General features: G+C 60.1%; 25 protein-coding genes and 1 tRNA gene. 7 read left to right on the top strand and 19 right to left on the bottom strand.

Annotated features, from left to right (window positions below; all coding sequences use genetic code 11):
• Window positions 1–60: 60 nt before the first annotated feature.
• The 5 genes from ACN0Q0_RS07340 to ACN0Q0_RS07320 all read left to right on the top strand — a co-directional run bounded on the left by ACN0Q0_RS07340 (window position 61) and on the right by ACN0Q0_RS07320 (window position 4,947).
• Window positions 61–198, top strand: coding sequence for a hypothetical protein (locus ACN0Q0_RS07340; protein ID WP_417242732.1), 138 nt, complete (start codon window positions 61–63; stop codon window positions 196–198).
• 12 nt (window positions 199–210) lie between these two features.
• Window positions 211–1,791, top strand: coding sequence for a hypothetical protein (locus ACN0Q0_RS07335; RefSeq protein ID WP_417242731.1), 1,581 nt, complete (start codon window positions 211–213; stop codon window positions 1,789–1,791).
• Window positions 1,788–2,726: a site-specific tyrosine recombinase XerD gene (locus ACN0Q0_RS07330; protein ID WP_417242730.1), complete on the top strand. Its 939-nt coding sequence runs from the start codon at window positions 1,788–1,790 to the stop codon at window positions 2,724–2,726. The genes ACN0Q0_RS07335 and ACN0Q0_RS07330 overlap by 4 nt, the downstream gene beginning before the upstream one ends.
• A gap of 71 nt (window positions 2,727–2,797) precedes the next feature.
• A complete protein-coding gene (locus ACN0Q0_RS07325) occupies window positions 2,798–4,111 on the top strand; it encodes an HlyC/CorC family transporter (protein ID WP_417242729.1) in 1,314 nt (437 codons plus the stop codon).
• A gap of 44 nt (window positions 4,112–4,155) precedes the next feature.
• Complete coding sequence (locus tag ACN0Q0_RS07320) at window positions 4,156–4,947, top strand: 23S rRNA (adenine(2030)-N(6))-methyltransferase RlmJ (protein ID WP_417242728.1); 792 nt, start codon at window positions 4,156–4,158, stop codon at window positions 4,945–4,947.
• Window positions 4,948–5,118: 171 nt separating this feature from the next.
• Here ACN0Q0_RS07320 and ACN0Q0_RS07315 read toward each other — a convergent pair whose 3' ends face one another.
• Window positions 5,119–6,714 (bottom strand): helicase HerA-like domain-containing protein, encoded by a 1,596-nt coding sequence (locus tag ACN0Q0_RS07315; RefSeq protein ID WP_417242727.1) that lies wholly within the window; start codon window positions 6,712–6,714, stop codon window positions 5,119–5,121.
• A gap of 562 nt (window positions 6,715–7,276) precedes the next feature.
• On the opposite strand from ACN0Q0_RS07315, the gene ACN0Q0_RS07310 reads away from it, so the two are divergent.
• A complete protein-coding gene (locus tag ACN0Q0_RS07310) occupies window positions 7,277–7,948 on the top strand; it encodes an invasion associated locus B family protein (RefSeq protein WP_417242726.1) in 672 nt (223 codons plus the stop codon).
• 94 nt (window positions 7,949–8,042) lie between these two features.
• On the opposite strand, the gene ACN0Q0_RS07305 is transcribed toward ACN0Q0_RS07310, so the two are convergent.
• From ACN0Q0_RS07305 to ACN0Q0_RS07290, 4 genes are all read right to left on the bottom strand, one after another.
• A complete protein-coding gene (locus ACN0Q0_RS07305) occupies window positions 8,043–9,254 on the bottom strand; it encodes a beta-ketoacyl-[acyl-carrier-protein] synthase family protein (RefSeq protein WP_417242725.1) in 1,212 nt (403 codons plus the stop codon).
• Window positions 9,251–9,517 carry an acyl carrier protein gene (locus tag ACN0Q0_RS07300; protein WP_417242724.1) on the bottom strand — a complete coding sequence of 89 codons (267 nt, stop codon included), beginning with the start codon at window positions 9,515–9,517 and terminating at the stop codon, window positions 9,251–9,253. Before ACN0Q0_RS07300 ends, ACN0Q0_RS07305 begins: the two co-directional genes overlap by 4 nt.
• Window positions 9,518–9,632: 115 nt before the next feature.
• On the bottom strand, window positions 9,633–10,700 hold the full coding sequence (lpxD, locus tag ACN0Q0_RS07295; protein WP_417242723.1) for a UDP-3-O-(3-hydroxymyristoyl)glucosamine N-acyltransferase: 1,068 nt from the start codon (window positions 10,698–10,700) through the stop codon (window positions 9,633–9,635).
• 199 nt (window positions 10,701–10,899) lie between these two features.
• Window positions 10,900–12,549, bottom strand: a complete 1,650-nt coding sequence (locus ACN0Q0_RS07290; RefSeq protein ID WP_417242722.1) for a L,D-transpeptidase family protein — start codon at window positions 12,547–12,549, stop codon at window positions 10,900–10,902.
• A gap of 617 nt (window positions 12,550–13,166) precedes the next feature.
• Between ACN0Q0_RS07290 and ACN0Q0_RS07285 the strand changes: the two genes are divergently transcribed.
• Window positions 13,167–13,736 (top strand): YcbK family protein, encoded by a 570-nt coding sequence (locus ACN0Q0_RS07285; protein ID WP_417242721.1) that lies wholly within the window; start codon window positions 13,167–13,169, stop codon window positions 13,734–13,736.
• 249 nt (window positions 13,737–13,985) lie between these two features.
• On the opposite strand, the gene ACN0Q0_RS07280 is transcribed toward ACN0Q0_RS07285, so the two are convergent.
• The 14 genes from ACN0Q0_RS07280 to ACN0Q0_RS07215 all read right to left on the bottom strand — a co-directional run bounded on the left by ACN0Q0_RS07280 (window position 13,986) and on the right by ACN0Q0_RS07215 (window position 25,267).
• Window positions 13,986–14,657 (bottom strand): cytochrome b/b6 domain-containing protein, encoded by a 672-nt coding sequence (locus ACN0Q0_RS07280; RefSeq protein ID WP_417242720.1) that lies wholly within the window; start codon window positions 14,655–14,657, stop codon window positions 13,986–13,988.
• The gene (locus tag ACN0Q0_RS07275; protein WP_417242719.1) at window positions 14,654–16,321 is read right to left on the bottom strand and encodes a tetrathionate reductase family octaheme c-type cytochrome; all 1,668 of its coding nucleotides are present in this window, start codon (window positions 16,319–16,321) and stop codon (window positions 14,654–14,656) included. The genes ACN0Q0_RS07280 and ACN0Q0_RS07275 overlap by 4 nt, the downstream gene beginning before the upstream one ends.
• 178 nt (window positions 16,322–16,499) lie before the next feature.
• Window positions 16,500–16,576 (bottom strand) — tRNA-Arg (locus ACN0Q0_RS07270).
• A 68-nt stretch (window positions 16,577–16,644) separates the two neighbouring features.
• Window positions 16,645–17,862 (bottom strand): cysteine desulfurase, encoded by a 1,218-nt coding sequence (locus ACN0Q0_RS07265; protein WP_417242718.1) that lies wholly within the window; start codon window positions 17,860–17,862, stop codon window positions 16,645–16,647.
• 5 nt (window positions 17,863–17,867) lie between these two features.
• Window positions 17,868–18,356: a YIP1 family protein gene (locus ACN0Q0_RS07260; protein ID WP_417242717.1), complete on the bottom strand. Its 489-nt coding sequence runs from the start codon at window positions 18,354–18,356 to the stop codon at window positions 17,868–17,870.
• A 3-nt stretch (window positions 18,357–18,359) separates the two neighbouring features.
• The gene (locus ACN0Q0_RS07255; protein ID WP_417242716.1) at window positions 18,360–19,655 is read right to left on the bottom strand and encodes a SufB/SufD family protein; all 1,296 of its coding nucleotides are present in this window, start codon (window positions 19,653–19,655) and stop codon (window positions 18,360–18,362) included.
• Window positions 19,655–20,419, bottom strand: coding sequence for a Fe-S cluster assembly ATPase SufC (gene sufC, locus ACN0Q0_RS07250; RefSeq protein WP_417242715.1), 765 nt, complete (start codon window positions 20,417–20,419; stop codon window positions 19,655–19,657). Before sufC ends, ACN0Q0_RS07255 begins: the two co-directional genes overlap by 1 nt.
• A gap of 136 nt (window positions 20,420–20,555) precedes the next feature.
• Window positions 20,556–20,828 (bottom strand): hypothetical protein, encoded by a 273-nt coding sequence (locus tag ACN0Q0_RS07245; RefSeq protein ID WP_417242714.1) that lies wholly within the window; start codon window positions 20,826–20,828, stop codon window positions 20,556–20,558.
• 144 nt (window positions 20,829–20,972) lie between these two features.
• Window positions 20,973–21,542, bottom strand: a complete 570-nt coding sequence (locus ACN0Q0_RS07240) for a hypothetical protein (protein WP_417242713.1) — start codon at window positions 21,540–21,542, stop codon at window positions 20,973–20,975.
• 121 nt (window positions 21,543–21,663) lie between these two features.
• Window positions 21,664–21,876, bottom strand: a complete 213-nt coding sequence (locus ACN0Q0_RS07235) for a hypothetical protein (protein WP_417242712.1) — start codon at window positions 21,874–21,876, stop codon at window positions 21,664–21,666.
• Window positions 21,873–22,133 carry a hypothetical protein gene (locus ACN0Q0_RS07230; RefSeq protein WP_417242711.1) on the bottom strand — a complete coding sequence of 87 codons (261 nt, stop codon included), beginning with the start codon at window positions 22,131–22,133 and terminating at the stop codon, window positions 21,873–21,875. The genes ACN0Q0_RS07235 and ACN0Q0_RS07230 overlap by 4 nt, the downstream gene beginning before the upstream one ends.
• A gap of 3 nt (window positions 22,134–22,136) precedes the next feature.
• On the bottom strand, window positions 22,137–23,666 hold the full coding sequence (gene sufB / locus ACN0Q0_RS07225) for a Fe-S cluster assembly protein SufB (RefSeq protein WP_417242710.1): 1,530 nt from the start codon (window positions 23,664–23,666) through the stop codon (window positions 22,137–22,139).
• Between the two features lie 56 nt (window positions 23,667–23,722).
• Window positions 23,723–24,769 carry a cysteine desulfurase family protein gene (locus tag ACN0Q0_RS07220; RefSeq protein ID WP_417242709.1) on the bottom strand — a complete coding sequence of 349 codons (1,047 nt, stop codon included), beginning with the start codon at window positions 24,767–24,769 and terminating at the stop codon, window positions 23,723–23,725.
• A gap of 15 nt (window positions 24,770–24,784) precedes the next feature.
• A complete protein-coding gene (locus ACN0Q0_RS07215) occupies window positions 24,785–25,267 on the bottom strand; it encodes an Rrf2 family transcriptional regulator (RefSeq protein ID WP_417242708.1) in 483 nt (160 codons plus the stop codon).
• Window positions 25,268–25,594: the final 327 nt, after the last annotated feature.

Here is a 25,594-nt window from a genome sequence, read left to right as displayed (position 1 = left end):
AGCGACACACCCGAGCCGGGGCCGAAACCCGCGCCGCACCGCATTGATGGAGGCAGTTTCTTGCGCAAATTTCTATTTAGACTGATCACGATCTTGTTGGCATTGGCCGTTATCGGCCTTGTCGGGTTTGCCTATATCGGCGATCTGACACCCGAGCGCCACGAACAGTCGGTCCCTGTCACGATCACGTTCGACTAAGGCGCGCCGCAAGTGCTGTTCCCACGTCCGTCCTTCGTGTTGCGCACCTCCTGCGCCCTCGCCCTTTTGTGGGCCGCGCCGTTGGGTCTTCAGGCGCAAGAGGCCCCGATGTCGGCGATTGACTGGATTTCGCAAACCCTCGAACAGCCGCGTCCGGCGCCCCGAAAGCCCGCGCAGACGCCGCCCAAACCCTCCGACATTTCGGAAAACGCCCTGCCCGAGGATATCACCGTGCGTCCGCTCGGCGAGATCAACATTGATGCGACAGGGCTTTTGTCGGCGGGGTCGACGGGGCTGCCGCGCGGATTGTGGGGCGCATCGACCGCCACCGATCTGGCGCGGCGCATCACCACGATTGCGGCCCGCTCCGATTTGCTTCCCGCCTCGCGCCGCCTGCTCAACACGCTGATCCTGACCGAATTGGACCCGCCGATGGCCTCGGGGGGCGACGGGCGGTTGTTTCGCGCCCGCATTGATGCGCTGCTCGCACAGGGCCTGTTGGACGAGGCCGATGCGATGATGGCCCGCTCCGGCACCACCGATCCCACGATTTTTCGCCGCTCGTTCGACACCAAACTGTTGCTTGGCACCGAAAACGAGGCCTGCGCCCAGTTGACCTCGACCCCGGGTCTGTCGCCCACGCTTCAGGCCAAGGTGTTCTGCCTTGCCCGCACGGGCGACTGGCATGCGGCGGCGCTGACCCTGGAGACCTCCGACGCGCTCGGGCTGATCGATGCGGATCAATCCGAGTTGCTCGCACGGTTTCTCGATCCCGAACTGTTTGAACAAGAACCGCCGCTCACCGCGCCCAAAGATCCCTCGCCGCTGACCTTTCGCCTGATGGAAGCCATTGGCGAGCCGCTCACCACCGTAACGCTGCCGCTTGCCTTTGCGCAATCCGACCTGCGGTCGACCAACGGGTGGAAAGCCCGCGCCACCGCCGCCGAACGTCTGGCACGGGTGGGCGCGCTGGATCCCAACCGGTGGCTCGGGATCTGGACCGAACACCTGCCCGCAGCGTCGGGCGGCATTTGGGACCGCATCGATGCGCTGCAACGGTTTGAAGTCGCGCTGAACTCCAACAACCCCGTGGCCACCGCCCATGCGCTTGGCCCTGTGTGGGAGGAGATGCGCCGTGCGGGGCTGCAAACGGTGTTCGCCGATCTGTTTGCGACACGGTTGACCGCCATGCCGCTCACGGGGGCCGAGGCCGAAATGGCATTGGAAGTCGCGTTGCTGTCAAAGGACTACGAGTTGCTCGGGGTGGATTACGCCGCCACCGCAAGCGACCGTGTGAGCCTGCTCAAAAGTCTCGCCTCCGGCGAGGTTCCGGCATCGCGTCCGCGCGACGGGTTGGAGCGGGCCATTCTGGACGGGTTCCGCCATGACGGTGTACCGGTGCGCCTCAAGGGACTGGTAGAAAGCCGCCGGTTGGGCGAGGCGATTTTACGCGCGATCGAACTGTTGGAGGGCGGGGCTGCGGGTGATTACGACGAGCTGTCGGATGCGTTGCAGTTTTTCCGCTCCATCGGTCTGGGCGCCACGGCGCGCCGTGCGGCGTTGGAGTTGCTGTTGTTGGAGCGGCGCGGATGAGCCTCAACCACCGCTGGATTTCCGCCTTTGCCGAGGCACAGATGGCCGAACTGGGCGCCGCGGATAACACACGGCTGTCCTATGGCCGTGATCTGGTGGATTTCTCCGATGCCCTGACCGCAAGGGGCAGCGATTTCGAACATGCCACCCGCAAAGATGTCGAGGACTATCTGATCGGCTGCGAAGCACAGGGATTGGCGCAATCCACCCGTGCACGGCGGCTGTCCTCAATCAAACAACTGTTCCGCTTTGCCTTTGAGGAAGGGTGGCGCGAGGACAATCCCGCGATCCTGATCAAGGGGCCGGGGCGGACAAAACACCTGCCCAAAACCCTGACCGAGGATGAAGTGGCGCGGTTGCTTGACGCCGCCCGCACCACGGGGCGCACCCCCGCCGACCAAGCCCGCAATACCGCGTTGATGGAGGTGCTTTACGCGACAGGGATGCGCGTGACCGAATTGGTGTCGCTGCCTGTGGCGGCCGTGCGCGGCGATCCACGGATGGTTCTGGTGCGGGGCAAGGGCGGCAAGGAACGCATGGTGCCGCTCTCGCCCCCGGCCCGTCTTGCCGTGACCGCGTGGCTCGACATCCGTGACGCCGAACAGGAGGTGGCGCGGACCAAAGGCGCGAAACCCTCGCCCTACCTGTTTGCATCACGCGGCAAGGACGGCCACCTGACCCGCGTCAGTTTCTATCAGCTGATCAAAACCTTTGCCGTGGCCGCAGGGGTGTCGCCCGCAAAGGTCACGCCACACACGTTGCGTCACGCCTTTGCCACGCATTTGTTGGCCAATGGCGCGGATCTTCGGGCGATCCAGACGCTTTTGGGCCATGCCGACCTGTCCACGACCGAAATTTACACCCATGTTCTGGATGAACGGCTCAAGGAACTGGTGCTTGACCATCATCCACTTGCCAAGGACGAGGGGCTTTGACCGGACACGAAGGGCGCGATTAGCATCGCCACCTCTTGCACAGCGGCCCGCCCGCCCCCATAACAAAATCCATGACAGACATCACATTCTCCTTTGACCTTGCCTTTTGGGGGACCTGCGCCGCCATTCTTGGCCTTTTGGTCCTTTCGGCCTTCTTTTCGGGGTCCGAAACCGCCCTCACCGCTGCCTCGCGCGGCAAATTGCGCTCCCAGGCCGACAAAGGCTCCAAGGGGGCCGACCGTGCGCTTGACGTGACCGAAGACAGCGAACGCTTGATCGGCTCGGTGCTGTTGGGCAACAACCTTGTCAATATCCTCGCCACCTCTTTGGCCACCGCGCTGTTTACCCGCGTGTTTGGCGACAATGGCGTGGCTCTGGCCACCTTGATTATGACCATGCTCGTTCTGGTCTTTGCCGAGGTGCTGCCGAAAACCTATGCAATCACCAACCCCGAAACCGCCGCCGCACGGGTCGCGCGCCCGATTGCCATTGTGGTCGCCGTATTCTCGCCTGTTGTGTCCTTTGTGCGCGCACTTGTGCGTGGGCTTTTGGGCCTGTTGGGGGTCGAAACCGATCCCGAGGCCGACATTCTGGCGGTCAAGGACGAGATCGCGGGGGCGATTTCACTCGGCCATGTCGAAGGGACAGTCGAAAAGGAAGACCGCGACCGCATCCTTGGCGCGCTTGACCTGTCCGAACGCACGGTCGAAGAGATCATGTTGCACCGCTCCCAGATCGAAATGATCGACATCAGCACCTCACCCGTCGAGGTTCTGGAAACCTGTTTGCGCTCCGCGCACACCCGTCTGCCGCTCTATCGTGACGACCCCGAAAACATCGTCGGCGTGATCCACGCCAAGGACCTGTTGCGGGCGATGTACAAAGACCGCGAGGAACGCACGAGCGGTCAGGACAACGCCGAATTCGACGTGCTGTCGGTGGCGATGAAACCCTACTTTGTGCCTGAAACCACCACGCTCGACGACCAGATGCGCCAGTTTTTGCGCCGCCACACCCATTTTGCCCTCGTGGTCGATGAATACGGCGCCTTGCAGGGGCTGATCACGCTTGAGGATATTCTCGAGGAAATCGTGGGCGAGATCACCGACGAGTTCGACACCACCGAGATCGCCCCCGTGCGCTCCAAAGAAACCGGCGACTGGATCATTGACGCGGCCATGACCATCCGCGATTTCAACCGCTCCACCGAATGCAACCTGCCCGACGAGGAAGCCAACACCATGGCGGGGCTTGTGATCCACGAGGCGCAAACCATCCCGCTCGCGGGTCAGGTCTTTTCCTTTCATGGCTACCGGTTCGAGGTCGCCGCCCGCAAAGACAACCGCATCACCAAGCTGCGCATTCGCCCTCTGACGGACGCCTGAACGCGCACCCTCACCCCAAACGGCACTCGCCCGAAGGACATCCCATGCTTTCCTACCAACACGGCTTTCACGCGGGCAATCTCGCGGATGTGCAAAAACACGCACTTTTGGCCACCATGCTCGACTACATGACGCAAAAAGATAAACCTGTGAGCTATATCGAGACCCACGCGGGGCGCGGCCTTTACGATCTGTCGGGGGAGCAATCGCAAAAGACCGGCGAGGCCGCACAGGGCATCGAAAAGGTCGGACAATGGTTCAAGGGCGACCACCCCTATGCCCGTGCGCGCCGCGCCATCGCCAAGACCCACGGCGCAACGATGTACCCCGGTTCGCCCGCGATTGCACAGGCCTTGCTGCGCCCGACCGATCAGCTGCATCTGGCGGAATTGCACCCGCAAGAGTTCGCCCACCTGACCGAGGCCACCGCCGCCTCGCCCTCGATGGCGGGTCTGCACCTCAAACACCAAGACGGGATGCAGTTCGCGCAATCGATCTGTCCGCCCGATCCGCGCCGCGGGTTGATGCTGATTGATCCGTCTTACGAGGTCAAAACCGAATTCGCGGATTTCCCGTCGCAGATCTACAAGCTGCACCGCAAATGGAACGTCGGCATCATCGCGCTGTGGTATCCCGTGCTCAAAAACGGCACACATTTGCCGCTTGTCGACGGGATGAAACGCGCCAATTTCCCGAAATGCCTGCACCACGAGGTGCGGTTCCGCCCCGCGCAAAAGGGCCACGGAATGCACGGGTCGGGCATGTTCATCATCAACGCCCCGTGGGGTGTCGCCGATGAAGCCGCCCGCCTGACCAAGCTGTTCAACGTGCTGTAAGATACGCGCCTGCTATACGGGATACGGTTAGCCGGATGTCACGCGCAACATGTCACCTTTTGCGACGTCAACACCTGAAGCGTTTCAACCTAACCCACGGTGCCTCAACCAAATATAAACGCGCGCCACGGGATCATGGCGCGCGTTTTATCATTGTGTCAGTCACGCGGATCAACGCCCCTTGAACAAACCGCCCAGAATGCCACGCACAATGCGCCGTCCGGTGGTGCCTTTGAGTTCCTTGAGCACCAGATTGGTCACGGTTGCGGCGACCCCGCTGTCCTTGGTCGTGCGGCGCGAAGTGGAGCGGCCGTAGTCCTTTGTCTCGTAGCGGCGTGCCTTGGAAAATTCGCGCTCCAATTCCTTGCGGCGTTTGTCGTCCTCTTTGGCCTGTTGCGCGGCCAATTCGGCAGCCTCCTCGGCGGCTTCGGCGGCCTCGGCCTCTTTGGCGGCGGCGTCCGCCCGTTTGGTCAACATTTCAAACGCGCTTTCACGGTCGAGTTTGGCCTCATACTTGCCCGCAATCGGCGAGCTGTCGATCAGCGCCTGACGCTCGGCCTTGGTGATCGGCCCCAACTGGCTTGACGGTGGGCGGATCAGGGTTTTCTCGGCAATGCCCGGCGCACCTTTGGCCACGAGAAACGAGGTGACCGCCTCGCCCGTGCCGACCGATTTGATCGCCTCTTCGATGTCGAACCGCGGATTGGCGCGGTAGGTTTCGGCGGCCATGCGCAGCGCCTTTTGATCGCGGGCGGTAAAGGCGCGCAGCGCGTGTTGCACGCGGTTGCCCAACTGACCCAGAATGTCCTCTGGCACGTCATCGGGGTTTTGCGTGACGAAATAGACGCCGACCCCTTTGGAACGGATGAGACGCGCCACTTGCTCGACCTTGTTCACAAGTGCCTTGGGCGCATCGTCGAACAACAGGTGCGCCTCGTCAAAGAAGAACACGAGCTTGGGCTTGTCGGGGTTGCCGACCTCGGGCAGTTCCTCGAACAACTCGGAGAGCAACCACAGCAGGAAGGTGGCGTAGAGTTTCGGCGAGGCCATCAGTTTATCGGAGGCCAGAATGGAAATCCGCCCGCGCCCGTCGGTGTCGGTGCGCATCATATCGGCCAATTCCAACGCGGGCTCCCCGAACAGGTTATAGCCCCCCTGGTTCTCAAGCACCAAAAGCGCGCGCTGGATCGCGCCCACCGAGGTGGAGGACACGTTGCCGTAGCGCAGCGACAGCGTGTCGGCGTTTTCACCGACCCAGACCAACAAGGCTTGCAGGTCTTTGAGGTCCAAAAGCGGCAGACCCTGTTCGTCGGAAACGCGAAACGCGATGTTGAGCACGCCCTCTTGCGCCTCGGTCAGTTGCAACAACTGGCTCAACAGCAGTGGCCCCATTTCGGCAACCGTGGTGCGGATCGGGTGGCCCTGTTCGCCGTAGAGATCCCAAAACGTGACGGGGAACTTGTCGTAGGTATAGCGGTCGGCAAAGCCGATGGTTTCAGCGCGCGACATAAAGGCATCATGCAACTTGAACGCCGCGCTGCCCGCACGGCCCAGACCCGACAGGTCGCCTTTGACGTCCGACAGGAACACAGGCACGCCCGCCGCCGAAAATCCTTCGGCGAGGATTTGCAGCGTCACGGTTTTACCGGTGCCGGTCGCGCCCGCGATCAATCCGTGGCGGTTGCCGTATTTCAACAACAACTCCTGGGCATCGCTATACCCCTCACCGCCGCCGCCTGCAAAAATGCTTTCCGTGATCCCGACCATGCCTACGATTCTCCGCGCTTTCCTGATTCCCCGAAACTTTAGGGGCAATTTCAATACGTTCGTTGCTACAATACAATGTTAACCACTCCCTGCCAGTCTTAGTACATCCAAACACCTCCCTGTTTGGATTGACTTCCTCCCTGTCAGACTGGCCGCGTGATTTATCACGCGGCTTTTTTTTCGTCCCGTCCTGCTATCGCCGCCTCGCGGCGCATCCGGCATTAACAAAAAAACCGTTGACCTGCCTCCGCGATCCTCTTAGCGTTTGCGCATAAGTCGGCCAAGTCCGACGGGGAGAAGAATTGATCACCAGATCAGGAAAGAGCTTCGGCAGTGCCGGAGCTTTTTCTTTTGGCGCCGCCCCGCCTGCCTGTGCGCCCGCCAATCTCTGCGCCCGCCGGTCTGTGCGCCCCGCAACCCCGCCGTTACAGATCACAAACCGTTCACGGATTTGCGTCCGCAATAAACCGCTAGTCGTGTGATTTCACGCCATTTCACGCCTGACAGCCCCCCGAAGCCGTGTTAGAAACCGCGTAACAAAATACAGGAGTTACACATCCAAATGGTACGTATGTCCCAATCGGTTCTTACAGTCGCCCGCTCTGCCGGTCTTGCTGCCCTTCTCGTTGGCACCGCCGCGGCTCCAACCTTTGCACAAGAGGCGACACCCGAGGCCGACCCTGTCGAACAAGTGGCCCCCGCAACCGAAGCGGATGCCGCGGCCCCTGCCACAGACGCCGCCGCACAGCCCGCCGAAACAGCAGAGTCGAATATCGGCAAAACCTACACCGCCGAGGTTCACGGCGATTGGGAAGTCCGCTGTGTCAAAATGCCGGAGGGTCAAAAAGACCCCTGCACCATGTATCAACTGCTGCTCGACGAACAGGGCAATCAGGTCTCCGAACTCACCATGTTCAAACTGCCCGACGGTCAAAAAGCTGTCGCAGGCGGGACAATGGTGGCCCCGCTCGAAACCGCACTTCAGTCCGGGATCACCCTTGCGATTGATAGCGGTCAGGCCAAGCGCTACCCCTTTGCATTTTGTAACCAGATCGGGTGTTTCTCCCGCGTTGGTTTCACCGCCGAAGAAATCGCAGCCTTCAAAGCCGGTTCAAGCGCAAAAGTGACATTGGCCCCCATGGGGGCGCCCGAGGGCAAGATCGTTGAACTGACCGCCTCGCTGACGGGATTTACCGCCGCCTACGAGGCCGTGGCAAAGATCAACGCCGAATAAGCGAACGCGCCGACCCTCGCGCCGACCCTATTGAAAACGCCGCCCTCACAGGGGCGGCGTTTTTCGTTCCATAACATGGCTTTAGGGCGTAAACTTAACTTGCCTTGCGCAGCGCCATCACCGCGTTCAACCCCCCAAAGGCAAAGGCGTTGGACAGCACCACATCGACCGATGCATCGCGCGCCTCGTTGGGCACCACGTCAAGCGCGCATTCGGGATCGGGTTCTTCGTAATTGATGGTCGGGGCAATCACCCCGTCCCTCAGCGCCATGATACAGGCCAGCAATTCCACCGCCCCCGTGCCGCCAATCAGGTGGCCGTGCATGGATTTGGTGGAGGAAATCATAATGTTATCGGCATGATGGCCAAGCGCATCGGCCACCGCGGCGCATTCGGTTTTATCGTTGGCCGCCGTGCCGGTGCCATGGGCATTGATATAGCCGACCTCTTCGGGGTTGACCCTGGCGTCGTGCATCGCACCTGCGATGGCGCGGGCCGCGCCCTGTTTGGAGGGCATCACAATATCGGAGGCGTCCGAGGTCATGGCAAAGCCGATCACCTCGGCAAGGATCACCGCACCACGTTTTTGCGCGTGCTCGTAGTCCTCGAACACAAACACCGCAGCACCCTCGCCCTGTACCATGCCGTTGCGGTTGAGCGAGAACGGCCGACAGGCGTCTTTCGACATGACGCGCAACCCTTCCCATGCTTTCACGCCGCCAAAGCACAGCATGGATTCAGACCCGCCCGTCACCATCGCCGTCGCCATGCCACAGCGGATCATGTTGAACGCTTGACCCATGGCGTGGTTGGACGAGGCACAGGCCGTGGCCACGGTAAAGGACGGGCCTTTGAGATTGTATTCCATGCTGACGTGCGAGCAGCCCGCGTTGTTCATCAGCTTTGGCACGACAAAGGGGTGAACGCGGTTTTTGCCCTCTTCGTAGACCATGCGGTAATTGTCGTCTTGCGTGGTCAGGCCACCGCCCGAGGTGCCCAGAATAACACCGGACCGCGCGGCAAGCTCACCCGCGAATTCCAGACCCGATTGGCCAATCGCCTCTTTGGCGGCCACAAGGGTAAACTGGGTGAACCGGTCGTAAAGGGCCATTTGTTGACGGTTGAACCGTCCCTCGGCGTCCCAATCATGGATTTGACCGCCGATTTTAATCGCCAAACGGTCGACATCACGAAAGTTCAGCTCCGAAATGCCGCATTTACCCTCGCGCATCGCCGCAAGGGTCGCGTCGACATCAAGGCCAAGCGCATTGACCGTCCCCGCCCCCGTGATGGCGACCCGTCTCATGCCGTTTGATCTTTGATCAGATCAGTGACGGCGGCGACGATGGAGGCAACGGAGGAAATATCAAAATCGGATTGCTCGGGTTCGTTGGCATTGAACGGCACCGAGATATCAAACGCTTCCTCAATGGCAAAAATGCTTTCCACAAGGCCGAGGCTGTCAATCCCGAGATCGGCCAGAGATTGATCCATCGACACGTCAGACGGCTCCAGAACGGCCTGTTCCGCGATGATCTCGATGATCTGTGTTTTCACATCTTGCGACATTGACGCCTCCGGTCTTGAAACTTGCGTTTGATTTAGTCTGTCTCGGCCCGTTTTTAAACAGGTTTTTGTAACGCGCGCATGTAACGCTACGGCTTACGCACACGAGGCCGCAGGGTCAGTCTTTGCCCGCAAGCCTGGCCAACAGGCGCGGCAAACGGCGCAGCGCCTTGTACATCTCGACATGGGTTTGCATCGCCACCGCCGGATAGCCCATCATCGAGCGCCCTTTGGGCACGTTGGACAAGACGCCCGAGCCCGCGCCGATAATGGCCCCCGATCCGATCGAGAGGTTATCGGCCGCCCCCGCTTGTCCGCCCATGACGACATAATCACCAACCACGGTCGAGCCCGCAATCCCGACCTGACCACACAGCAAACAGTGGTCGCCAATGACAACGTTATGGCCGATATGCACCTGATTATCGAGCTTACAGCCGTTGCCGATCCGGGTCGCCCGAATAGTCCCCTGATCAATCGTGACATTCGCGCCGATCTCGACGTCATCGCCGATCACCACACCGCCGATCGAGGCGATCCGCTGCCATGCCTGACCCTGTGCCGCCACCGCCGCACCGAGGCTTTCACGCGCCTCTTCGACGTGGCTTTTCTCCACCGTCACAAACGAAAACCCGTCCGCGCCGATCACCGCACCCGCCTGAACAATCACGCGGTCGCCAATGCGGGCCTGTGCGCCGATTTTAACACCGGCATGGATCAGGGCGTTATCGCCGATCGTCACGCCTGCGCCGATGGACACGTGGGGCGCGATTTTGGCCGCGGCCCCCACGGTGGCGCCCGCACCGATCACCACGAGCGGGCCAATGGTGGCCCCTGATCCGATCTGTGCGCTGTCATGGATCACCGCCGTAGGATGAATGCCATCCTCAAGCCCGACACCCGCGTCAAAGGCCGCCGTGATCCCCGCCATCGCCAAACGCCCGCGCCCGACCAGAATAGCGGCCTCAAGCCCGAGCGCCTGCCAATCGGCATCCGCCCAAAGCACCGCCGCCCTGGCCGACCCGTCCTTGAGGCTCTCGCCAAAGCGCGGATCCATCGCAAGGGCCAGATCCCCCGCCCCTGCATCGCGCGGCTCACAGGCCCGCGTCACGCACAGATCGCCATTGCCGCCAAAAGGTGCGCCAAGCTGTTGTGCCAAATCGGCGATGGTGATGGACCGTGTCATAGCGTCTCCAGATCTAGTCTTGCCAAGGACATAAGGGGTTTGGCGGGTTTTGGAAAGATGTGGCGCACGGTGTCATCGCGGCACGGCCACATGCGGGGCCACCCTCACGGTGCTCTTATGCCCCGTTCGCCCCCACCAGACCGCAAATGAAAAGGGCGCCCCGAACGGGACGCCCTCATGCAGTCGTCTCGACGCGGGGTTAGCCGCCAACAGCCCGCAGCTGCACGCCCTCTTTTTGCAGCGCCGCCCAGATTTTACCATCGCGCCCGTATACATCGCGCCGGTATTCCATACCGCCGTTCGGGACCGCGATGGCCGTGCGGTAGTCAATATGCACAGGAACCTGAACCTCCAGTGGCACCACGCTTTCGATACCCGTTTTCAGACGCGCGTGGAACAGGCCCTCGGGGTCGGATGTCTGTTTGGACAGCAACTCATAGGCAAATTCGAACGGTTGGTGCAGACGGATACAGCCGTGGCTGAAGGCACGGGTTTCCCGCCCGAACAGCGACTTTGCGGGCGTGTCATGCAGGTAGATATTGTATTTGTTCGGAAAGATGAATTTCACCAGACCAAGCGCGTTGCCATCCGACGGCGGCTGTTTCAACGCAAACGGGAAGGTGCTCGCCGAATAGGCGTTAAAGTTCACCGACGAGCGCGGCACGGTCCGGCCACGGCTGTCCACCACGCGCAAATGTCCCGCCGCATTGGCGTTCTTTTGCAGAAGCGGCAGATACTCTTTGGTCGCGATCGAGCGCGGCACGTTCCACGTCGGGTTGATCACCAAATGCTCCATCACATCGGAGAATTCGGGGGTGCGGCGGTCGCCTTGGGTTGCGCCGACAACCGAACGGGTGGAAAAGGTCACGCGGTCATTATCGACGATTTTCGCGGTAAAATCCGTGATGTTGACCAGGATGTGGCGCTTGCCGAGCGGCATGTTCATCCACCGCTCACGCTCCAGTGCCACAAGGACCGATGTCAGACGTTCGGCGGGCTCGACGTTGATCTCTGCGATTGTACCGGCACCGGCAACACCATCAGCGGCCAAACCGTGACGCAACTGGAACTGCTGCACGGCTTTTTGCATTGCGCCATCATAGGTCGCCGCCGCAGAACGTGGAAGATACCCCATGGAAATCAAACGATTACGCAAAATGACCACACCGTTTCCAGAGGCCCCGGGTTCATACTTTCCACCGGGAACCTTTTGGCCCCAACCGCCCGCGCCGAGCGTTTTTTCAAGCTTGGCCTTCTCTTTGAGCAGCCGCGCGTATTCAGGCGCCGCAGGGATCAGTTTGCGCAGATAGCCCGCAGGGTTCGATTTGGTAAAGTTGGTCAACAGATCGACGCCATCGCGGTACGGCACCTGACGGACAATGCCGCTATCGATGCGGGACGGGATCAACTGGCCTGTTTGCATGTCGCGGGCATAATCGAGGAACATCTGCGCCATTTGCACTTCGGCACGGCCCAGATCGCGATCCGATTTGATCGAGCGCAGGTTGGCTTCCAACAGCGTGGTGTCATAGGGGGCCAAGCCGTGCGCAGGCGCATCATTGAGCGCCTTGACCAAGGCCACGCGGCGGGTTTTGGCGCGTGATGAATCGTCGGCAAACACAGGTTTGTACCCTGTCGCACGATAGAAGGCCGAGAGATCTTGCGATTTCGACGCCGCTTCGGCGATGGATTGCATCAGCGCCGTGACCTGTTGGGCGGACGCGCCCACGGGGGCAACCGCCGTGGACAGCAGCGTCAGCGCCATGAGCACACGCAGTGCCTTTGCAATTTTACCTGTCCGGTACGCGCCGTGCGCCCCACCAGACCGGATGACCGGAAACAGAACCATTTATGAGCCCCCAAAAAATGTCAGCAGTAACTATAATAGCAGTTCGGGTCAGCCTAGCCGAAAACCCCCACCCGCGTGAAGGGTGATCCGCGCACATTTCCCCAACATCCTCGTGATGCTGTCCCTTTGGACACAGAATGCGTCCCATAGGTGGCCCCGAGGGTGACATGAGGCGGCCCCGGGGGTGGCGTAGCGGCCGCGGGGGCGGACGGCATCAAGGCGACGCCGGCTCGCCCCCTCCCTCGCCACATCGCCTAACACACTGAAAAACCAGTTTTATTTGCCCAATTTCGGCCACAGCATTGCCCGTCCGCGCACACCAAATGCGCAAAATCCTGCCGATTTAGGGCGTTTTAAAGCCGGAAGGGAAACTGGCGCTTGGTTGAAGAATCACTTCGTGCCATAAGGTCCGCACGGTTCGAGACGCAAACGCGCAGCACCGTAAGGGAAACGCTGACACTGCCATGTCGGTTCCCGCCAAGGTCAAAGTTTTTCGCATTTTCTGATGCGGATCAAGGTGGCGGCGGGAAACAAGGTTAAGAATGTCGCAATAAGCGGCGCAGTAGAATGCAACCGCATGAGGCGGGACTAAGGTAAGCGACGGGACGCTATTAGATATGACGAAGACAGGTTCTAACGTGATTTCGCGGCGCGGTGTTTTGCGCGGCTTCGCAGCAGCTACCCTTTCAGCAGCCCCCCTTTACGCCAATGCAGCAGGTTTCCTGCGCGGGTCCGGTGACATCCGGCGCATCCGTATGTATTCCGGCCGCACCGGCGAAAGCATGGACACGATCTACTGGATCGAAGGCGAGTACATTCAGGAAGCGCTCAAGGAAGTGACCTACTTCATGCGCGATTGGCGCAACGACAAGCTCAAATCCATCGACGCACGGACCGTCGACATCATGGCCGCCGCTCATGGGTTGATGGACGTGAACGAGCCCTACATGCTGTTGTCCGGCTACCGGTCCCCCGAAACCAATAACATGCTGCGCTCACGCTCGAGCGGCGTGGCGAAAAATTCGCTCCACCTCAAAGGGCAAGCCGCCGATCTGCGCCTCAAATCGCGCTCGGTCAATCAAATGGCACAAGCCGCACAAAGCTGCTCCGCTGGTGGTGTTGGCAAATACCGCGGTTCAAATTTCGTTCACATGGATTGCGGCGTCGTTCGCACATGGAACGGCTAAGACACATCCACGGTTCACCCCATCCGTATCAAAGACAGAGTTGAGGCGCCCATCGGGTGCCTTTTTCTTTGGGACGGCCTCTCCCGTTCATAACGCGACCCATAAAGGCGCCGTTTTGTCGCCCCGCAATCAGGCACCGTGATCTGCGTCAGCAGCATGAAACGGGCGGCCGGTGTGTCCCCGACCGCCCGTTCTGCAGTGTTTTACGGCCTGACGCGTCTCCGCCTGACGCAGACCCGACCTCGCGCCCTATCGGGCGGGGGCGACGGGTTTGAGGCGGCTTGGCTCATTGGCCTCAAGGTAGGCTTCCTGTGCGGGGGTCAGGTCCACCTCGTCATAGCCCGTCACCATGGGTTTGACATGGGCGCGGAACCCGTGGCCCGTGGTCAACAGGTAGACGTGGACAATGACAAAGGCAAAAATCACATAGGCCGCCATCAGGTGGATATTGCGCACCACCTGTAAAATCAGGGTGGCATCCGATCCGCTATCCCAGAAATTATAGGTCAGATAGAGGATGCCGGAGACCCAGATTGCGGGGAACACAAACCACTTGAGGCCGAAATAGGTCGCGGCCTGAAGCGGGTTATGCTTGCGCCAGAACTCTTTCTTATAGGGCGCCTCCTCGCCCTTGAAGATCCCGTAGGCATAATAGCGTGCGGTTTCCAACAGGCCCTCGATTTTCGGGATGAATTGCCTCCACGCACCGGTTGTGAACAACCAGAACGTCGCGAATATCCAGACCACAAGCAGCACGAGCGCGGCGATGGTATGCAGCATCACGGCGGGACCGAACGGGATCAGATGATGCACCCCGTTGAGACCCAACCCCGTCACCATCAGCACAGCGATCAACAGCGCCTGACCCCAGTGCCACGCCCGCTCAAAGCGCGGATAGACTTTTACAATACGTTTGGTCATAGCTCGATTCCTCCCGAATGGGGTGTGGATTTCCCGCGTGAGATCAGGCGTAAGGCCCCGTGCCCCAAGACGCCCAAGAGCGACAGAAACACGAGCAAACGCCCCAGTTTACCGACAAGGCTGCCCGCATCCGTGCCGGGCATCACAACCCCCGTGATCCCCGCCAAACGTCCGTTTTCACTATGACATTCGGCACAGTCCACGGCCTCCTCCGAAGGGGCGACCATGTGGGTGATCGGCCAGTACATATGGGTGTCGATGAACCCGAACTCGCCCGAGTATTCCGATCCCGCGGCGGTCATGCCCGCCTCGATGGCTTTGCCCCAATCGAAGTTGGTCCAAAATGCGGTGTCCGTGGTGGGCCCCCAGACGTGGCTATAGGCCAGTTTATTGAACCCTGCGTCATAGGCCTGACGTCCGATCATCTGTTTGAACGGCCAGATGCGGCTGTCATCACCATCGGCGGTGCCGAGAACCTTGTTGATCTCGACCACTTGGCTCGGATCAATCGTCTGTTCGGGCAAGGTGTATTCGATCGCGCCATTGAACCATGCGTAATAGGGCGTGACGTTCTCGCCCCACTCGAAATCGCCCTTGGTCGACAGGTAGGTGTGCAATTCAGTGCCGTCGCTTTGGGTGAAATTATGCTCGGCAATCGGGTTGCCTTCGGCATTCAGCCGACCGGCTGTGGACCAGTCCCAAACGGTTTTGGTCGCCACGCCTCCGCGTGCGAACGAGGGGATATGACAGGTCTGGCATGCCACTTTGTCGACGTGATCGTTGAGTTTCACACCTTTGATATTGATCGGGTGCGGTTCAACGCCGTGGCAACTTTCACATGATGCCGCATCGCGCCGCTCCCCCGGTTTGCCGGTGCCGATCTCGTCCTTGGCATCCAGGAGATAGCGCGACCCCGCCCATGCGTGGTCTTCCTCGACGTGGCAATCCGAACAGACCATATTGGCCCCGTCTTTGGACATATGCACATCGGTGTGGATATCGGGATCATACAGGGCCGAGGACAAGTCCCCGTGTTTGACGTTATCGCCACCGCCGCCATAAAAGTGGCACTGGCCACAATTGTCACGGTCCGGCATACCGACGCTTTGCGCCGATTTCATCAGATCCACCGCCCATGCTTTTTCGCCCGTGATGGTCTGGCCTTTGACATCCTCGCCAAGCGGCGGATGCCCCGCGCCCGTGGCAAGTTTGGTGTATTGCCCCGATTGGTCATGACACACCAGACAATCCACCGCAGAGGATTGTTGCGGCGCGGGTTTGCTCATGTCGTCCCACCCGTAGCCTGCGTGACATGAGGTACAGCGGGCCTCGTTGCCCGCGACGTTGCCGCAAAACGCATTGATCACCGTGGATTTTCCGAGCGTTTGCCCCGTGACCTCGTTCTCGAAGCTCCACTCGAAATGGATCGCATGCATGGCCTGATCATCGGCCTCGGTGTGGCAGGTCAGACAGGCCTCGGTGACCGCGGGGCCACTGGCAAAGGGTTTTTGCAAAATGTCGAATTTGGAGTGGTCCGCCGTGGATCCCGCCCATGAGGCCATCGGGGCAGGTGTGGTCGCATCCTGTGCGTGCGCCCCGCCTGTGGTCGCGATCATTGCGGCAAGGCCGACAATGAGAGCCGTTGTTCGCCAGTGTGTGTGCATTTCGCCCTCCTCATCGCACACGACAAGCGCAATCGTGCGCGAAACACATTCACCCTATTGAATGCCTATTCGGAGCGCCCCGCATTGATCTATCTCAAATGCGCATTGGCCCCGAAACCGGATCACGGCGGGGATGGCGTGGCGTTCGAACGGGTCACAACGCGAAAAACGGGGGAATTGGTGCACCCAAGAGGATTCGAACCTCTGGCCTCTGCCTTCGGAGGGCAGCGCTCTATCCAGCTGAGCTATGGGTGCTTACGGGCCTGTCTATAGGACACCGGATGCGGCGGCGCAATCCGTTTTGACGCGCCGCGACATCTCATTTAGGCAAAGAATTCGCGACACAGCTCCAAGGCGTCGATCAGGCGGTCGACCTCCTCGGTGGTATTGTACATCGCGAAAGACGCGCGACAGGTGGCCGAGACGCCGAATTGTTCCATCAACGGCTGTGCGCAGTGGTGTCCCGCACGCACCGCGACGCCCTTTTTGTCGAGCACCGTGGACAGGTCATGGGCATGCGCCCCCTCCATCGTGAAGGAAAAAATAGCCCCTTTCCCGACACTTGTCCCCTGAACGTTGAGCCAGTTCAGCCCTTGGAGGCGCTCGGTGGCATAGGTCGCAAGTGTGGCCTCATAGGCGGCGATGTTATCCATCCCGATGCCCATCAGGTAATCGAGCGCCACGCCCATACCGATGGTTTGCACGATGCCGGGGGTGCCGGCCTCGAACTTCATCGGCGGCTTGTTGTAGGTGATCATGTCCTTGCTCACGACGTCAATCATGTCGCCGCCGCCCATAAAGGGGCGCATCTGGGCCATGCGTTCGGCCCGGATATAGATCGCGCCAGACCCGCTTGGCCCATACAGTTTATGGCCCGTCACCGGATAGAAATCACAGCCCAGATCCTGCACATCCACAGGTCCGTGCACCGAGGCCTGACTGCCATCCACGAGCGAGGCAATGCCACGCTCACGGGCCGCCGCACAGATGGATTTGACGTCAACCCGTGCGCCCGTAACGTTGGACATATGGGTGATGGCAACGAGTTTGGTGGTGGCGCTCATCGCGTCGATCACCTTGCCCGCATCCAAAGAGCCGTCGGCCTCCGCGTCCACCCATTTGAGGGTCACGCCCATCCGTTCGCGCAAGAAATGCCACGGGACAATATTGGCGTGGTGCTCAAGCGTGGAGAGCAAAATCTCGTCGCCCGCGCTCAAGTTTTGCATCGCCCACGCATAGGACACCAGATTGATGCCCTCGGTGGTGCCGGATGTGAACACGATCTCGTCCTCGGACCCTGCGTTCAAGAAGCGTTGTACAATCGCGCGCACGCTCTCGTATTTGTCGGTCGCAAGGTTGGATAAAAAGTGCAACCCACGGTGAACGTTGGAATATTCCTCCGCGTAGGCTTTGGTGATCGCGTCAATCACCACCTGTGGCTTTTGCGCCGAAGCGCCATTGTCGAGATAGGTCAGCGGCTGACCGTTCACTTGGCGGGCAAGGATCGGAAAATCGGCCCTGATGGTTTGAACGTCGAACATATCGGTTATCTTCCTCGTGGAAAGGCGACCTCACGCAGGCCCGCCCCCCAAAATATCAAGAAGGCCACAAGCGCCAACGCGCCGGTGATTGTGGCCGCCGGCCCCTGCCCTATGAACCCTGATGTCAGGCCCCACAACAGCCAAAGCGGTGACGCGGCCAACAGCGGCCAAAAGGTCGCCATGCGGCCCTCATATCCCGTGGCCCTGCCGCCGGCCACCCGCAACAGCGCGGTGATCGCGGTGGCAAGCACGTAGAACACCAACGGCATCATAAAGAGCCACGCCAAAAGCGTGCCGCCGATCAACATCTGCACCTCTTGGCCCGTCTCGAACGCAACCCGCGACAGACGCGGCCACTGCGCCACAAAGATCAGCCCGCAGGCGAGCATGAGCGTGACCAAAGCCCCGCCCTCATTCTCGCCGGGGCCGATACGGTGGCGCACCACCGCCCCCGGGGTGCGGTACGTGCGGATGATATCAGCGGCAACACCCAACGCTTAGCTCCCGTGCCGGGAAAGCCACCCCTGAAGACGGCCAAGGATATCGTCGGCAATGGCCGTATCCTCGATCTCTTCGATGGCTTCGGCCAGAAAGGCGAGCGTCAACAGGTTGGTGGCATCCTTGCGCGAGACCCCGCGCGACTGCATGTAGAACAAAGCCGTCTCGTCAATCGCCCCCACGGTGGAGCCGTGGCTGCAAATCACGTCATCGGCATAGATTTCCAACTCGGGCTTGGCGAGGAACTGACTGTCCTCATCGAGCAAGAGCGCTTGGGAAATCTGGTAGCCATCGGTTTTCTGGGCATCGTCTTTGACAAGGATCTTGCCTTGGAAAATGCCCTTTGCGCCGTTGCGCAGCACCTTTTTGAACACCTGACGGCTTTCACCGCGCTCGGCGTCATGGGTGATGAACACCGTGTCGTCGTGGTGAAACGCGCCATCGCCCATGGCCGCGCCCGCCACATGGGCCATGCTGTCATCGCCGTTGATCTCCAGATAGACCTCGTTGCGCGTCAGCACGCCGTTGGCCGTCATGGTGAAGGATTTAAACAGGCTCTCCTGTCCAAGGGTCGCAAACAGATGCGTCACGGCACGGCGCTCGTGGTCGCGCCCTTGCGTGCGCACATGGTGGAAGGATGCGCCATCCGCCACCTCGACCTCCATCGCCTTGTTGAACCGCGCGGCGGCAGGACCGTTTTCAAGCACGGTCAGTTCGGCGTCTTTGTCGAGTTTGATCACGTGGTGCAAAATCGCATCCGAGGTCTCGGAGCTGTGCAGGTAGATCAGGTTCACAGGGCGCGACACCTTGCCCGTGGCGCGGATCACCACGCCGTCGGTGGCAAAGGCGGTGTTCAGCGTCGCCAGGGGACGCGCGACGGGAACCTGTGACCTGGTCTCGATTTTACCGTAGAGATCCGCAGCCCAGTGGATATCCGTGGCCAAAGCATCGGCCAAGCGCATGATCTCGAGGTTCTCGCCCGTCAAATCATCAGATGCCTCGGCGTCATACACGCCGTCCACAAAGACGATTTGCAACCGGTCGATCGCCCCGAACATCGGCGCCTCATCCGCATCGAAAACCGCAGCGGCCGGGGCCGCTTCGGCGGTCAGCGTATCGGGCCGCGTCCAACGCCAGTATTCGTCACGCCCCTCGGGCAGACCCGTCGACAACAGACGGTTGAGCGCATCCTGACGGGCGTCATTCGCCCATCCCGCGCCCTGCGGCATTGCCATGCCCTGCACTCGCGCGGCGGTGGCGTCGAGTTTGCGTTGCAGTTGCTGTGCGCGTGTCATCAGGCCTCTACCCCCTCGGCTTTGAGAAGGTCGGCGTAGCCGTTGTGTTCAACCTCGAGCGCCAGTTCCGGACCACCCGATTTGATGATGCGGCCGTCCGCCATGATGTGGACCACGTCGGGTTTGATGTAGTCGAGCAAGCGTTGGTAGTGGGTGATCACCACGAACGAGCGTTTGCCATCGCGCAGCGCGTTGACGCCCTCGGACACCAGTTTCATTGCATCGACGTCCAAACCGGAATCCGTTTCGTCGAGGATGCAAACCTTTGGCTCAAGCATGGCCATCTGCAGGATTTCATTACGCTTTTTCTCACCGCCCGAAAAGCCGACGTTGACGGGACGCTTGAGCATTTCGGCGTCTATTTTCAGGCTCTTGGCCTTTTCACGTACGATTTTAAGGAATTCACCGGCGGACAATTCATCCTCGCCACGGGCCTTGCGCTGTGCGTTTACGGCGGTGCGCAGGAACGTCATGTTGCCCACACCGGGGATTTCAACGGGATATTGGAACGCGAGGAAGATGCCCGCGGCGGCCCGCTCTTCGGGCTCCATCTCCAACAGGTCTTCGCCGTCCATCGTGACGGTGCCACCCGTAACCTCATAACCGTCGCGGCCCGACAGGACGTAGGAGGTCGTGGATTTGCCCGAGCCGTTTGGCCCCATGATGGCGTGCACCTCGCCCTCGCCAATGGTCAGGTTGACGCCCTTGAGGATCTGCTTGTCCTCTTCTTCAAGTTTGACGTTCAGGTCTTTGATTTCCAACATGTTTTATCCTTTCAACGAAGAACGACCCGCGCGACCGCTTCGGGTTGCGCAGGCTGTTTTGTGCGTATGCTTTTATGGGTGACGGGGCCGAGGCCACAGGGGCGACCGGCGATGTAGGAGCGGGCGTGCGACGACGTCAGAGGCCGACGTAGCGGACGTAGGCCACAAACAGCGCCGTGAACACGCTGACTTGTGTGAGGCCGGACTGAAGCCCCGCCCGCATTTTTTGCACCGTGGTGATGCGCGGCGCCATGGGCGCCTGTGAACGGGTTTGAACCCCCTCGACCGCTTTGCCTTTGGGGGTGTTGATACTTTGCGGTCCGCAATAGACCGTTGCAAAGGTATTGGGACCGCCCGCCTGAATGCGGGTGATGCGGTCGGTGAACTGCGACTTCTGTTTCATATCCATGAGGCTTCTGCTCTCCCGAACGGGGGGCATCCCCGCATTGGACAGGGTTTTGGCGGCCAAATTGGATCGAAATAGGACGAGAGTGCGGCGATGTTAACACATTGCTAACTAACGTTGCGGAACCCTCTAACGCCCGCCGCGCCGTCAGATGCGATAGCTGTGTCCGCGAAACTGCACCGTGCCGGCCTCGGTTGTGGATTGCACATTGATCACCCACGCGGGCGAGAACAGCCGTGCAAAGGGTTCGGGCATGGCGTGGACCACGTTGTGCATCGTCACAATGGCGAGCAAAATGCCCGCGAATTGCGCGCCCATCCGTTTGACCGCCGACAGCGACAACACTTCGCGCAGCAAGAACGCGATGGCGATGGCAAAGACGATATCGAGCGTCAATTCCATGTCGGCTGACAGCGCCGACCCCGCCTGTCCCGTCAATTGAAACCGCAAGAACAACGCGATCGTGGCCGCCATCCCGCCCATGGCAAAGGCCAGAAGCACCGCGAGATAGGGCGTTAACCCCGCCACGGGATCCTGACGAAACCTGACCGGCCTGGCCTGTGCCATCATCGCCTCGTGACGATCGAGCATCTTTGACAGATGTTGGTTGCGAGCAAAATTCCTGTTTTTCGTTGGTCCGACAAGCGGATTGGCCCCGTCCGACCCATGTCCGGACGCGATCAACCGTTGACTGAAACTCTTTTGCGACGTGCCCATAACCAGACCCTTTGCAATGACAAAACTCGTGACCCCACACCTGTTTGGTTACCAACCGATTACGGCGATATTCAGGCATGGCGTGAGCCGGGTTATGATTTTTGCACGTCAGCATCCGTTTTTAACCAAGAAGTCCTTTGAGAAGGATGGCCACGAACCATGCCGCCATCGAGGCGAGAAACGCCGTGGCATAGACCGATCCCCGAAACAGCCAGTCGGGAGTGCCCCCCGAATTGCGGGTCGAAATGTTGATGCCGATCAGGGCGCCGACAAAAACGCCAACGGCAACCCCCATCGTCGAGAGCGCCAGAGTGGGGAGCATGTCAGGGGTCATTGCGTGTCCCCCTTCGGGTCGCGTCTGGATTTTGCCCGCAGGTACTGGTAGCGCGCAAAGAGCAGTTGGATGATCAAAAACACCGCCGAAAAGGTCAGCGCCGTTTTCAAAAACCCGTCATTGACCCGCATGAGATAGCTCATCGATGCCTCTGCCTCAGACGGCATGAGCGCGGAGAGAAACGGGAACAAAAGCCCCGCAATCACCGATGTCACCCATGCGCTTCGAAAATATGTGCTGCTCCAGAACCCGTTCATGGCTTACCCCACGGAGCCTTCGAGGGAAATCGCGACAAGCTGTTGGGCTTCCATCGCAAATTCCATAGGCAGCGCTTGCAACACGTCCTTGCAGAACCCGTTGACGACCAGAGCCACGGCCTCCTCTTCGTCCATCCCGCGCGAGCGGCAATAGAACAGCTGATCGTCATCCACCTTTGACGTGGTGGCCTCGTGTTCGACACGGGACGAATTGTTTTTGACCTCGATATACGGCACGGTATGCGCCCCGCAATCGGACCCGATCAACAAGCTGTCACACTGGGTGTAGTTGCGCGAATTTTTGGCTTTGGGGTGCATCGACACCTGACCACGGTAGGTGTTTTGCGCCTTGCCCGCCGAGATGCCTTTGGACACGATCCGCGACTTGGTGTTCTTGCCCAAGTGGATCATCTTTGTGCCGGTGTCGGCCTGTTGCATGTTGTTGGTGATGGCGATGGAATAGAACTCGCCCTGACTGTCGTCGCCGCGCAACACGCATGACGGGTATTTCCACGTCACCGCAGAACCGGTTTCGACCTGTGTCCACATCACTTTGGACCGGTCACCACGACAATCGGCGCGTTTGGTCACAAAGTTATAGATGCCGCCCTTGCCCTCTTCGTCGCCCGGGAACCAGTTTTGCACCGTGGAGTATTTCACCTCGGCGTCATCCATGATCACGATCTCGACCACGGCGGCGTGCAATTGGGCCACGTCGCGTTTGGGGGCGGTACAACCCTCAAGGTAGGACACATACGATCCCTTGTCGGCGATGATCAGCGTGCGCTCGAACTGGCCGGTGTTTTCGGCGTTGATGCGGAAATAGGTCGACAACTCCATCGGGCAACGCGTGTTGGGCGGGATGTAGACGAATGAGCCGTCCGAAAAGACCGCCGAGTTCAGCGTGGCATAATAGTTGTCGGAAATCGGCACCACGGAGGCGAGGTATTTTTTGACCAACTCGGGGTGCTCTTTGATCGCTTCCGAGATCGAACAGAAAATCACACCGGCTTTTTGCAGCTCTTTCTTGAACGTCGTCCCGACCGAAACACTGTCGAATACCGCGTCCACGGCAACCTTGCGCTCGGAGTTTGCACCATCCGCAGGCACATCGCCCGCGCCCTCGACGCCTGCCAAAATCATCTGCTCTTTCAAAGAGATGCCGAGCTTTTCGTAGGTCGCCAACAACTTGGGATCGACCTCGTCAAGCGATTTGGGCTTGGTTTCCATCGATTTGGGACGGGCATAATAATACTGGTCCTGAAAGTCGATTTCGGGATAATCGACCATCGCCCAATCGGGCTCTTCCAACGTCACCCAACGCCGATACGCCTCAAGACGCCACTCAAGCATCCATTCGGGTTCTTCGTTCTTGGCCGAAATCAAACGCACAATGTCCTCATTGAGACCCTTGGGCGCGTATTCCATCTCGATATCGGTGTTCCACCCGTACTTATAGGTGCCGGCAAGCGCCTGTACGGCTGCGACTGTTTCTTCTTCAACGCCGTCTTTGACCTGAACGTCATCCATCATTCGGATGTCTCCTTCATGTGCGTGTCTTGAGGCTCTCATTGGCCCCGCCATTTATCTCATGCCGCCCGTGTTTTACGGGCATATGCGGCAAGCCAAGCCTCGGCAAACCGCTCAATTTCATCCATCGTCGTATCGGGGCCGAGCGACACGCGCATGGCGCAGGACGCTTGCATCTCCGAATATCCCATGGCGCGCAAGACGCGGGACGCCTTGACCTTGCCACTGGAACAGGCCGATCCCGCGCTGACCGCGAACCCTGCCAAATCCATCTGCATCACCTGTGTCTCGCCCTTCCACCCGGGCGTGATCAGGCACAGCGTATTGGGCAGACGTGTCTGCCCCTTCCCTACAGATATGGCGCTTTGCACCTCACTCTCAAGGTGCGCCTGCAAATGATCGCGCAGCTGTGCCACACGGTCCCAAACGCCATTCACCAAATCACGGGCCGCCGCTTCGGCCGCCGCGCCAAAACCCGCGATCCCGATCAGGTTTTCGGTGCCAGAGCGACGCCCCATTTCCTGACCGCCACCGCGGATACGCGCCTCGACATCCAGACCCTGTTTGAGGACCAGGGCACCGATGCCCTTGGGGCCACCGACTTTGTGCGCCGAGATCAGCGCCATGTCGCACCCGAGCCAGTTGAAGGCCACGGGCAGTTTTCCGAACCCCTGCGTGGCATCCACCACGGCAAGGCCCTCTTGCATCGCCTGGACAATCCCCGTTTCGGAATTGGCCAGTTGAACCGCATTTTTCCTGACATCCGTGCAACTTACCGCACCAAACTCATCCACACCCAGATCGCGGATCCCCCATGAGGACACCGCCTCGTGTTCGATCTCGGCACAGTGTAGATCCCGACCCGCCATCGCCAAGGCCGCAGCCTCGGTCGCGCCGGAGGTAAACACGATATCCGCACCCGATGCCCCGAACGCCTCGGCCACCTGAGCACGCGCGCGCTCCATCACGCCCTTTGCCGCGCGCCCCTCGCCGTGAACGGAGGACGGATTTCCAAGCACATCCATCGCCGCGATCATGGCCGCACGCGCCACCTGCGCCAGGGGCGCGGTCGCGTTGTAGTCAAGATATGTGCGGCCAGATGTCAAATCACACGCCCCGGATCATAGCGCGTCCTGAACGGGCGGGACCTCGTCCACCACCTCGAACAGGTGCGGCACCGCAGGGCACGGGCGCAATTCGTTCTGGACCACATCGGCCAGACGGGTCTGGTGCAAGAACACGTAGACATGCGCCGACAGGCCCTCCCACAGACGGTTGGTCATGGATTGCGCGCGGCTGCCCGAAATACCGCCCGAGGCACCGGCCCCTGTGTGCATCGCCGATACGGTTTCGTCGACCGCCGACAGGATATCCGAAACACGCACCTCGGAGGCAGGACGCGCCAGTTTATAGCCGCCCCCCGGACCACGGACAGACGCCACCAATTCGGCGCGGCGCAGCTTGACAAACAGTTGCTCCAGATAGGGAAGCGAGATGTCCTGACGTTTTGCAATCTCGGCAAGCGAGAGCAACTGCCCCTCTTTGAGCAGCGCCAGATCCGTAAGCGCCACCATCGCATAGCGGCCTTTTGTTGACAGTTTCATTCCAAACCCACCCTAATTTGCGTCTCGTTCACGCCGAGCTACGCCCGTTTCACCTCTGTGCGCCTTGACCTTATGCAGTCCGGTCGCAATATTTGCGCCCCGACAGGCCAGAAACACGGTGCAATTGCGGCCATTACACCGCCCAAACGCGACCTTTGACCGGTCTTGTGCCGAATCTGCCCGTCTGGCCCGCAAAACGGACGTAAAAACATTGACGTAAGCGGCATGGCCCCTTACCTGAGTGACACCCTGCGCCGGACCATGACGGACCAAAACAGACTATTTAGAACGCTTCTAAGTAACCTGAGCAATTTCGTCAACTATAAA

The organism is Celeribacter sp. (genome assembly GCF_048259695.1).
Classification (GTDB): Bacteria; Pseudomonadota; Alphaproteobacteria; order Rhodobacterales; family Rhodobacteraceae; genus Celeribacter.
This window is presented reverse-complemented; position numbering and strand designations above follow the sequence as displayed.